Below are 11,369 nucleotides of genomic sequence, written 5' to 3' on the forward strand. Positions count from 1 at the left end.
CACGCTTGACGTGGCCATCTATCGGCGTAGCATTTGCAGCAAGCCAGCGGAGAGACCGCTGACTGACCACTCAACCGTGAGGGATTCTCATGGCAGCACAGTACGACTATCTTGTGTTTATCGGGCGTTTCGAGCCCTTTCATAACGGCCACGCTGCCGTCGCCCGCCATGCCCTGGGCAAAGCGAACAAGCTCATTGTGTTGATCGGCTCGGCCGACACACCACGCACCATCCGCAACCCCTGGACCGTCGCCGAACGCGCAGTGATGATCGAGTCCGCATTGCCGGGCGAGAGCGAGCGTTTGATCCTGCGTCCGTTGCGCGACCATCTTTACAACGAAAGCCTGTGGATTGCCGAAGTGCAGCGCCAGGTTGCCGAAGTGGTGAAAGCCGATGGTGGCACGCTCGATGCGCGCATCGGCCTGATCGGCATGGACAAGGACGCCAGCAGTTATTACCTGCGCGAGTTTCCGCAGTGGCCGCTGGAAGACGTGCAACATACCGCCACGTTGTCGGCCACCGAGTTGCGCCGTTATCTGTTCGAGGCTGGCGACATCGGTTTTCATGGCGGGTTACTGATGCTGCGCGGTAACGTGCCGGCGCCGGTGTACGAGATGCTGGAAGCGTTCCGCCGCAATTCGCCGAGCTACGCGCAACTGGTGGCCGAGTACCGCTTCATCGAGCAGTACCGCGCGGCCTGGAAGGATGCGCCGTACGCACCGACCTTCGTGACCACCGATGCGGTGGTGGTGCATTCCGGGCACGTGCTGCTGGTGCGGCGGCGCGCCGAGCCGGGCAAGGGGTTGTGGGCGCTGCCGGGCGGTTTCGTTGCCCAGGAAGAGGGGCTGCTGGACAGCTGCCTGCGCGAGCTGCGCGAAGAAACACGGCTCAAGGTCCCGGTGCCGGTGCTCAAGGGCTCGTTGCGCGGACGCCAGGTCTTCGATCATCCCGAGCGCAGCCTGCGCGGTCGCACCATCACCCATGCATTCCATTTCGAATTTCCGGCCGGTGAGCTGCCCGCGGTGCGCGGCGGCGACGATGCCGACAAGGCGCGCTGGATTCCGATTGCCGAAGTCATGGCGATGGGCCCGCGGCTGTACGAAGACCACCTGCATATTCTTGAATTCTTCCTGGGTCGTGGCTGAGCGCGACGTCATCGCCTGCGTGCCGCTGCCGACCGGCGTCGGTCACGTCGATGCGTCTTGCTTGAATCACGACCTCCCACTGGCGGACAGACCGCTGGTTTTCCCGACGCGAAGGAGCTTCCGTCATGCATTACCTCGATAACCTGCTACTCAATACCGACAGCTACAAGGCCAGCCACTGGCTGCAGTATCCGCCCGGCACCGATGCCTCGTTCTTCTATGTCGAATCGCGCGGCGGCGTGTACGACCAGACCGTGTTCTTCGGTCTGCAGTCGATCCTGAAAGAAGCCATCAACCGTCCGGTGACCCACGCCGACATCGACGATGCCAAGGCCTTGCTGGCCGCGCATGGCGAGCCGTTCAACGAAGCCGGCTGGCGCGATATCGTCGACCGCCTTGGCGGACAGTTGCCGATCCGTATCCGTGCGGTGCCCGAAGGTGCGGTGGTGCCCACGCACAACGTGTTGATGACCATCGAATCCACCGACGCCAAGGCGTTCTGGGTGCCGTCGTATCTGGAAACCTTGTTGCTGCGCGTGTGGTACCCGGTAACGGTGGCCACGGTGAGCTGGCAGGTGAAGCAGATCGTGCGCGATTACCTGGAGCGCACCAGCGACGATCCGGAAGGCCAGTTGCCCTTCAAGCTGCACGACTTTGGTGCGCGCGGTGTGTCCAGTCTGGGCTCGGCAGCCCTCGGTGGCGCCGCGCATCTGGTGAACTTCCTCGGCACCGATACGTTGTCTGCCTTGCTGCTGGCACGCGCGCATTACCACACGCCGGTAGCGGGGTTTTCGATTCCCGCCGCCGAGCACAGCACCATCACCAGTTGGGGCCGCGAGCGCGAGGTGGATGCCTACCGCAACATGCTCACGCAATTCGCGCGGCCGGGTTCCATCGTGGCCGTGGTGTCCGACAGCTACGACATCTATCGCGCCATTCGCGAGCATTGGGGCACCACCTTGCGCGAAGAGATCATCGCCTCCGGCGCGACGGTGGTGATCCGCCCCGATTCCGGCGACCCGGTGGATGTGGTCGAACAGTGCCTGCTATTGCTGGACGAGGCCTTCGGGCATCAGGTCAACGGCAAGGGCTACAAGGTGCTCAACCATGTGCGCGTGATCCAGGGCGACGGCATCAATCCGCAGTCGTTGCGCGCCATTCTGGAGCGCATCACTGCAGCCGGTTATGCCGCCGACAACGTCGCCTTCGGTATGGGTGGTGCATTGCTGCAGAAGGTGGACCGCGATACGCAGAAGTTTGCGTTGAAGTGCTCGGCAGTGCGTGTAGATGGTCAGTGGATCGACGTCTACAAGGACCCGATCACCGACCAGGGCAAGCAGAGCAAGCGCGGCCGACTAACCCTGCTGCGCGACCGTCGCGATGGCAGTTATCGCAGTGCGTTGCTCGACGAGGTAGCCGCCAGCACCGACAGCGAAGATGCGTTGGTGACGGTGTGGGAAAACGGCGCGATGCAGCAGGAATGGACGTTGCAGCAGGTACGCGAGCGTGCCGATGCCGCCCGGCGCTGACGGGTTGCACGCAGGCATGCCCATGCCCGCTTCCATCGACGCTGTGCCGCTGCTACCTGCCTCACCGCTGTTGGCGCAGTTGCGCGCCACGGCACCCAACCTGCAGCGGCGCGTGCCGCTACAGGGCGACAGCAATCGATGGCATGCGTTGCAGATCGGCGCACGCCGCTATCGGGTTGCATTGCCGATCACGTTGACGCCGTACGCCTCGGTGCGGCCCTGTTCGGCGCGCTGCGGGTTTTGTTCGGAGAATCTGCGGCAGCACGCGGGCGGTCTGGCGGGGGCGATGCTGCGTCCGGGCCCGGACTATTTCGCGCAGTTGCGCAGCGCACTGCAGCTGCTGCATGCGGTGCCGTTGTCGTATTCGTTGTCGGGCCTGGAAATGACCGACGACGCGCAGTGGCTGCTGACCTTGCTGCACACCTTGGCCACTACCGCCAATGGCCCGCGCGTCGAGCAGCGCGTGCTGTATAGCAATGGTGCAGGCCTGGCGCGTGCGCACGCTGAGCGTCTGCTCGATGCGCTGGTCGATTTCGGCGTGTCCTGGATCGAGCTGTCGCGTCACCACCCGTTGCAGGCGCGCAACGACGCGATCATGCGCTTCCGTGCGGGCGAGCCCATCGCCGATGCCACGACGTTCGTACAGACCGCACGTCGCATCGCTGCGCGTCTGCCGGTGCGGCTGGTGTGCATCGTGCAACGGGATGGGGTGTGCAGCGCAGAGGAGATCGCGCGATACATCGCGTGGGCGCGCAGCTGTGATGCAGGCCAGGTGATCTTCCGCGAGTTGTCGCGGCTGGATGATGCGTATCGCAACAACGGCACGTTGCGTTACATCGAGCAGCACCGCATCGGTGTGGAGCACCTGCTGGCCGAGTGCATGCAGCAGCCGTGGTGGTCGCGTTGGCAGCTGGACGGCATGACGGAAGGGTATTACTTCTGGAATGTGCGGATGCGCAGCGACGATGGCATGCAGGTGGTGTTCGAAAGCGCCGACTACGCGGCGATGCACGCGCGCCATGCCACCGGCGATGTGTACAAGCTGGTGTTCTTCGCCAATGGTCGGTTGTGCGCGGGGTGGGACCCGGATGCCGATGTGCTGTGGGACGCAGCAGATGGATGAGTTCGATCAGCGCAGCTGGTGGACGCCGGCACCCGACGACGCGGCCTGGGCACTGCCCGACGACCTGCGTGCGCGCGACCCACTCAACGGACGCGACTGTGGCTGGGTCAATCAGATGCGGCCGTTCGTGCGCCATTTCAGCCAGCCGGGCGAGCAGGTGTTCGACCCGTTCTGCGGATTCGGCAGTACGTTGCTGGCCGCGTCCCTCGAAGGCCGCAACGCCCATGGCATGGAGATCGATGCGGCGCGTGCACAGCTGGCGCGTACGCGGTTGCAGCGGCACGGCGTGGATACGCCAATCGTGGTCGGCAGCCTGGTGCACACCGCACCCGCTGCGCCGATCGATCTGTGCTTGACCAACGTGCCGTATTTCGGTTGCCAGTGGCGCGGTGCGACGGTGGCGGAGCAACTGTATGCCAGCGCGGACTACGCGGGGTATCTGGCCGGCATGCGCGCGGTGTTTCACGCGCTGCGGCGGCAGTTGCGTCCGGGCGCGTTCGGCGTGGCCATGGTCGAAAATGTCCGTGTGGGCGGGCGCGTGATCCCGCAGGCCTGGGATCTGGGCCGGATACTCGGCAGCCTGTTCACCCTGCACGACGAGCGGGTGCTGTGTTACCCGCGTGCTGCCGCTGGATTGGCACCTGCAGGCACCGACAGCAATCGTAGCCACGAATACGCACTGATTTTTCAGCACTGCCGCGCCCGGTTGGATGTGCAGCAGGCGGCGCAGCTGCTGCAGGCCATGCAGGCGCTTGGCGTGCCGGTGGTGATGCACGGCAGTTACGCGCGGTGGCTGCAATCGCCTGCGCTGGTGCCGCAAGGCCCGGCGGATCTGGATCTGATGCTGCGCGCCGAGCAGCCGCTGTGGGACCGCCTGACCGCTTGGTTGCAGGCGCAGGGCTTCAGCCTGAGCCTGTGGGGCGAGCCTTGCCGCGCGCCAGTGGCGCTGGCGGCGGTGCGCGCGCATCACTACCTGCGCGCCGAGCGCATTGGCGCCGATGGCAGCCACCTGCAGGTCGACCTGCAACTGCCAACGGATGAACCGCCGATGCCCTGAGCCGGTAACGCGACGTCGCGCGCACATCGGTTGCGGCTATGCTTTGGCCGGTTTTGGATGCGGGAGTCTTCCCATGTCGTGTACTTCCCTGATCGCGCGCGGCGCGCTGCTTGCCGCGTTGGCAACCCTGGTCGGCTGCGGCGGCAGCAAGGGCGACAGCATGCTGATGCGCGAGTCGTTCAACTCCGACGACACCTATTCGCGCAGCGTGGCGGCCAGTTCGCCGCAAGCCTGCGAAGCCGCACGACGCGTGCTGTTGAGCCAGGGCTACGCCGTGACGCGTGCCGACGCTGCGGCGGTGGAAGGCAGCAAGAACTTCCAGCTGAAGGAAGCCGACCAGAGCGAGCAGCTCAATCTGCGCATTTCCTGCGCGGCACAGGATGGCGGCAAGGCGCAGATCTTCGTCAGCGCGCTGCAGGATCGATACGCATTGAAGAAGAGCTCGACCTCGGCCAGCGTCGGTGTCGGCGTGCTCGGCTCGTTGTCGTTGCCGGTGGGCAGCAGCGGCGACTCGCTCGTGCGCGTGTCCAGCACCACGGTGCAGGACGCGGCCTTCTACAAGCGTTTTTTCGAACGGCTGAATTCGTATCTTCCCAAGGTGACCGAAGCGGCGCCTGCTGCCGCAACCGCGATGCCTGCGCCGGTACCGGCAGCGCCGCACCCGCCGGCGGCGGCACCAGCCGCATCGCCCGCCGCTGCGCCGACACCGGCGGTCAGCGCGCCTGTTACGCCAGCCGCTGCAGCACCGAGCCCAACCACCGTCGAGCAGCCGCCGGTCGCTCCGTTGCCGGTCGAAGCGCAGGACCCGCCGCCGGCGCCGGCCAACGTACCGCAGGAACCTGCCACGCAGCCGTGACGCGCGATTCACGCACCGGTCCAAAGCCTGAATAGAGGGGTTTGCGCTTCACGTTGTGTTCTCGACCGACTGGCCAGAGTGCAGCCATGGCTCGCCGAATCGGCGAGAACGATGGAGACGTACGATGAAAATGCGCAATTCCCTGATGGGTATGTCCCTGATCGCTCTGATGGCGACGAGCACCTTCGCGCAAGCGCAGAACTACTCGCAGCACCGCTATACGACGGCAGACGAAGGCCGCAGGTTCAATGACGGCACCCGCGTGCGCTGCAAGAACGTCGAGGTGCAAAAGAACTCCACCGACCCGAATCGCATTGGTGGCACGCTTGCAGGTGCGGCCATCGGCGGTCTGCTGGGTAACCAAGTTGGTGGCGGTAACGGCAAGAAGCTCGCTACCGTGGCAGGCGCGGTGGCTGGTGGCGCGGCAGGCCGCACCATCCAGGGCAATCGTCAGCAGGCCAATGGCAATCGTCAGGTCGAGCGCGTCTGCGAACGCCGCTGAGCTTGATGAAGTGACGCTACGAGCCCCGGCCCTGCCGGGGCTTTCTTGTATTGCAGGAGCAGCGCCGTGCTGCCGATCCACCTCTCCGATCAATGAGTGCATCCCGGGTGCAGAGCAGACGATGGCTGCCGCGACCGGCGCGCGCAGTGCGTGAGCCGCAGGCGGCAGGCCGCCGCATGACCGTGCTGCTCTGTGCCGTGGCGCTGTGCGGTCTGCAGCTGTCGCAAGTGGCCGCTGCTGCGCCAAGTCAAACGGCCAGCGCGGCCGCACCCGATTGCGTGGAAGCGCTGTTGCGGCGATTGGGGTGGAGCATCAACAGTGCGGCGGTCAGCGCGCCAATGATCCAGCGCGGCGCACCTTGCACGCGAGCCTCCCTTGCGCAGGCGCACGCAGCAGGCGATCTGCAGATCACACTGCCGGCCGGCTGGGACATGCAGCAACGCGGCGCAGCGCTGACGGCATTGCTGGACGATACCGCCAGCCAATGCGCCTACGGATTCGACGTTGGCGCTGCCACACGGCGCGCCGTCGCCCAGTTGCAAGACAATCCGCATTACCGGTTTTCTGCGCTGCAACTGGGCTGGATCGGCTTCGGCTGGCGTGGCGCCGCTGCGCAGGGCTGGAGTGGATTCAAGAGCTTCGGCCGCGGCTATCAGCCACGCGGCAGCAATGCGCAGGCGCTGGACGCGTTCTATCGCGGACAGGTGCGTTCCGAATGCGGCGTGGGGCGGCAGGTCGCCCAGCTCGCCACGCAGCGCGAGCTGTATGGCGATGCCGGATTCGATCAGGTATTCACCCCAGGCGAACTGTCGATCGGTACATTTTTGACCCTGCACGACACCGACAGCATCCTGCTCGGCGCACATGCCGGCGAATTTTTTGCCGACGGTAAAGCGGTGAAGACAGCGCAACTGGGGCGCCAGGCCTTTGTCGGTGCGCCGGGCTTCATCGCGCATGTATTCGACAAGGCGTATCTGGACGATATCCATAACCAGGCCGAAAACTTCGTGGTGGTGGATGTCAGCGATGCGGCAGCGCAGGCGTTGGCGCAGCACGGCGGCTTTGCGTATTACGATGCGCTCAACCGGCAGATTTGGGAACTCTCCAGGCAGCTGCATGGGCCCGGCAAGCGACGGTTCGAGCGGTTGCTGTACGAGCGCGACGCGGCGTTGCGGGCAACGCTGGACCCGCAGCAACAGGCGCGCTTGCAGGAACTGCAGACGTTGCTGGACGACCCGTTCTATCAAGGCTTTCTGGTGTACGTGCACCCCAAAGGCACCAAGCCGATCGGTTATCACGTCGCGCGCCTGCTCGATCGCAACCCGCGCACGCCATATGCGATCGACCTGACCTTGCACACTCTGCGCACCACCTTGTACTGGCGATGGATCGATTGGCAGCTGCAACAGTGCGGCGCCAGCACCGTCACGGAACAATCCATTGAAAATTCCGCCACGCCGGCGTACGCCCGGCGTGGCACCCTGCACTGATCAGATCATTGAGGAGTGGTTATGGAACTGGGTATGGTGGGTTTGGGCCGCATGGGCGCCAACATGGCCGAGCGTCTGGTGCACGGCGGGCATCGTGTGCATGGCTACGATCCCGGCGATAGCGCGCGTAGCAGCGCACAGGCCAAGGGCATTGTCACTGCCGATGCGCTGGCAGCGCTGGTGTCTGCGCTGCCGAGCCCGCGCGTGGTGTGGTTGATGGTGCCGGCAGGCAAGATCGTCGACGACACGCTGGCGCAACTGCTGCCGTTGTTGCAGGCCGGCGACATCGTCATCGATGGCGGCAATTCGTATTACAAGGATTCGCAACGCCGCGCGGCGCAACTGCAGGAAAGCGGTATCGCGTTCGTCGACTGCGGCACCAGCGGTGGCGTCTGGGGCTTGAAAGAAGGCTATAGCCTGATGGTGGGCGGGCAAGAGTCTGCAGTGACCACGCTGCATCCGATCCTGGCCACGCTGGCGCCTGCGCCGGACAAGGGCTGGGGGCGGGTGGGCCCGAGCGGTGCCGGCCACTTCACCAAGATGGTCCACAACGGCATCGAGTACGGAATGATGCAGGCCTACGCCGAAGGCTTCGCACTGATGCAGCACAAGACCGATTTTGCGCTGGATCTGCACCAGGTCTCGGAGATCTGGCGCGACGGTAGCGTGGTGCGTTCGTGGTTGCTGGACCTGACCGCCGATGCGCTGCAACACAACCCGACCATGGACGGTATCGCGCCGTTCGTAGCCGACTCGGGCGAGGGTCGCTGGACGGTGGCCGAGGCGATCGACCTGGAAGTGTCCGCGCCGATCATCACGTTGTCGCTGATGGAGCGGCTGCGTTCGCGCGACAAGGATTCGTTTACCGACAAATTGCTGGCGGCCATGCGCAACCAGTTCGGCGGCCATGCAGTGAAGACCACCACCGCTGCAGCGCCGACGATCGGCAGCAAGGACGCGTAAGCGCGTCGCACAGATGGCCGCGATTGCCGACCGGCATCGCGGTCGTTGCGCGGCTTGAATGCAGTCGATTCGGGTGCGCGTTTTACGGGGTGCCGATGGCTGCTCGCGATGTGTTTCGCTCGCTGGCGCCACGGTCGTTGTATACCGAGTCTTAGAGCGACTAACAAAACGTAGCGAGCAGTCGTCAGGTGGATGCGGACGGCGCGGAGGAACCGGAGTGTACGAGTGGTACATGCCGATTCCGAGCACCGCCCGCGCCCGCCTGGCGGCTGCACAGTAGTTTTGTTAGCTGCTCTTAGTTCGTGGCGTGGCGCGCGTCAGGCCTACACAAGAAGTAAGACATTGCACGAGCGAACAACGTTGCCGCGGACACGCTACGCTATGCGCGTTGCGTGGAGTCGATTCAGCAGTTCTGATTGTCAAGCATCGTCATCATGCATCGGCTGCATGCGCAACTTGCGTCTGCAGCCGATGCTCGTGGCGCATCAAGGCGCGCGCGTACCATCCAGCCATTGCACCTGTCCGGTCGCGGCGCTGTGCCGCGCCAATTCCAGCAAGTGCATGAGTTGTACCGCGTCTGCGCCATCGACCGGTGCCGGGCCGGTGCCTGCCAACGCATCGCGGAAGGCCGCATAGCACTGCCGGTAATCGCCGGCCTGATTCTCGGGTTGATGGGTGTGTACGCGGCCTTCTTCATCCACGCGGGTGAGCGTGCCCGGCAACGGATCCACGCCCCAGCCCACCGTGCCCGGGCGTCGCCCGGCGCGCAGCTGGTCTTCCTGGGTGTCCAGGCCGTGCTTGAGATAACTGCCGCGTGTGCCATGCACGGCAAACCGCAGGCGGTTGTCGGCGACCAGCGAGCCGGCATGCAGGATCGCGCGCAGCCGCGGGTAGTGCAGGGTGACGTGGAAATAATCGTCGCTGCGCGCCTGGCTGCGCTGGCGCTGTAAATCCGCAGCGATCGCCTGCGGTGCGCCGAACAGTTGCAACGCCTGGTCCAGCAGATGCGGCCCCAGGTCGTACCACAGGCCGGCACCGGGGATGTCGCTTTCGCGCCAGCGGTCGCGGACCTGTGGCCGATAGCGGTCGAAGTGCGAATGAAATTCCACTACCTCGCCGAGTTGACCTTCGTCGATCAGGCGGCGCACGGTGAGAAAGTCGGCATCCCAGCGTCGGTTCTGGAACACGCTGATGACGCGCCCGGCAGCCGCTGCAGCGTCGACCATGGCGCGCGCTTGCGCGGCGTCCAGTGCGAAGGGTTTGTCGACCAGCACATGCTTGCCCGCGGCCAGCGCCTGCAACGCGAAGGGCGCGTGCGTTTGATTGGGCGTGGCAAGCACCACCGCGTCTAGCGCGGGGTCGGCCAACGCACTGTCGAGGTCGGCAACGACGGTGACCTCGGGGAAATCGGCTTGTACCTGCTGCGATTTGGAAGAGACCACGCTGTGCAAGCGCAGCCCTGGCGTGCTGGCGATCAGCGGCGCATGGAAGGTGTGGCCGACATAGCCGTAGCCGACGACAGCCAGATTGAACGGTTTAGCCATTGAAAACGGTTCATCGCAACGAACGAAGGAGTCTGCATGGTATTGCACACACCCGTGTGCGCAGGGTTCACAACCTCTGCATGCAACGGTCACGTGTACGCGACGACCACCACCGCAAGCTGCAGCCACATTCAACAGGAGCGATTCGAATGAAGAACATGATGCATGCACGTAAGCTGTTGGCGCTGGCGTTGTCGCTCGGCCTGACCCTGGGTGCTTCGCAGGCATTCGCCGCACCGCAGGACATGGGCGCGCACAAAGATCACGCCGCCGGCATGAATGAATCCAAGAAGCCGGTTACCGATACCTGGATCACCACCAAGGTCAAGGCCGATCTGCTGGCCACCGACAATGTGTCCGGCACCGACGTCAAGGTGGAGACCAAGAACGGCATCGTGATGTTGACCGGTTCGGTTGCGACCCAGGCTGAGCACGACAAGGCCGTGGCTGTCGCCAAGGGCATCGAAGGCGTCAAGAGCGTCAAGTCGACCGGCCTGAAGGTGGTCGCTGCGAAGAAGTAAGCGCAGCTGCTGCGAATGCCGGGCCAGCTGCGGCGAGGCGGCTGAACCGAGCACCAGGCGCACTCTACGGAGTGCGCCTTTTTTATTGGCGCGTTTTACTCGGCGCGCTTGCGCGATCAGCGGTGGAAGATGGCTTGCCGTGCGTTGCCGGCAGGCGCTGATGCGATGCGACGCCCAGCCCCTGCCCGCGACCTGGTGCTGGCCGCTCGGATCAGCGACGCGGCTTGTCGTCGTGCGGTGATTTGTTTGTCGGTGACGGACATCGACGCGGCGGTTACGGTCTACAGCGATGCAGTGGTTGGGTATCAGGCCATGCCGTGACTCGGATCGTCCAAGACGACCGCGCCATCGGCGTGATCTGCAAGGATGTCTTCGGTACTGGCGGGGATCGCTTCGTATCACGTACCTGTCGACTCACCTACCTATCGACGCGCGATCGTATCGGGTGAGCGCCTATGCGTGGCGGCGCGCAGGATCGGAGACAGCCAGGTGTGCAGGTGCTCAGTTGTGGTGTAGGCGTAGTCTGGCTGCAACGGGGCGTGTCGATTTGTCCGGGCCGCTGGGCTCGCTCAGGGCCTATCGCTCGCCACGACGCCGACAAACGGCGGGTTTCTCGCGCCATTTTCACCGTTGCTGCAC

The 11,369-nt window shown here is 64.6% G+C and carries 10 protein-coding genes and 1 other RNA gene; 9 read left to right on the forward strand and 2 right to left on the reverse strand.

The features are described from left to right. Positions 1-89: 89 nt before the first annotated feature. From ACCQ06_RS04025 to gnd, 8 genes are all read left to right on the forward strand, one after another. Positions 90-1,145 (forward strand): bifunctional nicotinamide-nucleotide adenylyltransferase/Nudix hydroxylase, encoded by a 1,056-nt coding sequence (locus ACCQ06_RS04025; RefSeq protein WP_115512599.1) that lies wholly within the window; start codon positions 90-92, stop codon positions 1,143-1,145. Positions 1,146-1,270: 125 nt separating this feature from the next. Continuing rightward, a complete protein-coding gene (locus tag ACCQ06_RS04030) occupies positions 1,271-2,674 on the forward strand; it encodes a nicotinate phosphoribosyltransferase (RefSeq protein ID WP_316690255.1) in 1,404 nt (467 codons plus the stop codon). Between the two features lie 22 nt (positions 2,675-2,696). Then, a complete protein-coding gene (locus ACCQ06_RS04035; protein ID WP_316690256.1) occupies positions 2,697-3,797 on the forward strand; it encodes a hypothetical protein in 1,101 nt (366 codons plus the stop codon). After that, positions 3,790-4,854 carry a DNA methyltransferase gene (locus ACCQ06_RS04040; RefSeq protein ID WP_316690257.1) on the forward strand — a complete coding sequence of 355 codons (1,065 nt, stop codon included), beginning with the start codon at positions 3,790-3,792 and terminating at the stop codon, positions 4,852-4,854. The genes ACCQ06_RS04035 and ACCQ06_RS04040 overlap by 8 nt, the downstream gene beginning before the upstream one ends. Positions 4,855-4,927: 73 nt before the next feature. Further along, positions 4,928-5,710, forward strand: coding sequence for a DUF2242 domain-containing protein (locus ACCQ06_RS04045; protein WP_228324074.1), 783 nt, complete (start codon positions 4,928-4,930; stop codon positions 5,708-5,710). 124 nt (positions 5,711-5,834) lie between these two features. Then, positions 5,835-6,212: a glycine zipper 2TM domain-containing protein gene (locus ACCQ06_RS04050; protein ID WP_055850660.1), complete on the forward strand. Its 378-nt coding sequence runs from the start codon at positions 5,835-5,837 to the stop codon at positions 6,210-6,212. A 176-nt stretch (positions 6,213-6,388) separates the two neighbouring features. Beyond that, a complete protein-coding gene (locus ACCQ06_RS04055) occupies positions 6,389-7,702 on the forward strand; it encodes a hypothetical protein (protein WP_316690258.1) in 1,314 nt (437 codons plus the stop codon). A gap of 21 nt (positions 7,703-7,723) precedes the next feature. Next, positions 7,724-8,665, forward strand: coding sequence for a phosphogluconate dehydrogenase (NAD(+)-dependent, decarboxylating) (gene gnd / locus ACCQ06_RS04060; protein ID WP_316690259.1), 942 nt, complete (start codon positions 7,724-7,726; stop codon positions 8,663-8,665). A 158-nt stretch (positions 8,666-8,823) separates the two neighbouring features. Here the strand turns inward: gnd and ACCQ06_RS04065 are convergent. Both ACCQ06_RS04065 and ACCQ06_RS04070 read right to left on the reverse strand, forming a co-directional pair. Further along, positions 8,824-8,899, reverse strand: a non-coding RNA gene (locus ACCQ06_RS04065) — sX9 sRNA. Positions 8,900-9,150: 251 nt separating this feature from the next. Next, complete coding sequence (locus ACCQ06_RS04070) at positions 9,151-10,209, reverse strand: oxidoreductase (protein WP_316690260.1); 1,059 nt, start codon at positions 10,207-10,209, stop codon at positions 9,151-9,153. Between the two features lie 149 nt (positions 10,210-10,358). On the opposite strand from ACCQ06_RS04070, the gene ACCQ06_RS04075 reads away from it, so the two are divergent. Beyond that, positions 10,359-10,730, forward strand: a complete 372-nt coding sequence (locus ACCQ06_RS04075; RefSeq protein ID WP_170068633.1) for a BON domain-containing protein — start codon at positions 10,359-10,361, stop codon at positions 10,728-10,730. Positions 10,731-11,369: the final 639 nt, after the last annotated feature.

The sequence above is a fragment of the Xanthomonas sp. NCPPB 4467 genome, assembly GCF_041475665.2.
GTDB lineage: Bacteria > Pseudomonadota > Gammaproteobacteria > Xanthomonadales > Xanthomonadaceae > Xanthomonas > Xanthomonas dyei.

Excerpts from the sequence above, each read along its gene's own strand:
- ACCQ06_RS04055 (WP_316690258.1), top strand. The coding sequence starts at position 6,389 with ATGACCGTGCTGCTCTGTGCCGTGGCGCTGTGCGGTCTGCAGCTGTCG.
- ACCQ06_RS04030 (WP_316690255.1), top strand. The coding sequence starts at position 1,271 with ATGCATTACCTCGATAACCTGCTACTCAATACCGACAGCTACAAGGCC.
- ACCQ06_RS04040 (WP_316690257.1), top strand. The coding sequence starts at position 3,790 with ATGGATGAGTTCGATCAGCGCAGCTGGTGGACGCCGGCACCCGACGAC.
- ACCQ06_RS04025 (WP_115512599.1), top strand. The coding sequence starts at position 90 with ATGGCAGCACAGTACGACTATCTTGTGTTTATCGGGCGTTTCGAGCCC.
- gnd (WP_316690259.1), top strand. The coding sequence starts at position 7,724 with ATGGAACTGGGTATGGTGGGTTTGGGCCGCATGGGCGCCAACATGGCC.
- ACCQ06_RS04050 (WP_055850660.1), top strand. The coding sequence starts at position 5,835 with ATGAAAATGCGCAATTCCCTGATGGGTATGTCCCTGATCGCTCTGATG.
- ACCQ06_RS04075 (WP_170068633.1), top strand. The coding sequence starts at position 10,359 with ATGAAGAACATGATGCATGCACGTAAGCTGTTGGCGCTGGCGTTGTCG.
- ACCQ06_RS04035 (WP_316690256.1), top strand. The coding sequence starts at position 2,697 with ATGCCCGCTTCCATCGACGCTGTGCCGCTGCTACCTGCCTCACCGCTG.
- ACCQ06_RS04045 (WP_228324074.1), top strand. The coding sequence starts at position 4,928 with ATGTCGTGTACTTCCCTGATCGCGCGCGGCGCGCTGCTTGCCGCGTTG.
- ACCQ06_RS04070 (WP_316690260.1), bottom strand. The coding sequence starts at position 10,209 with ATGGCTAAACCGTTCAATCTGGCTGTCGTCGGCTACGGCTATGTCGGC.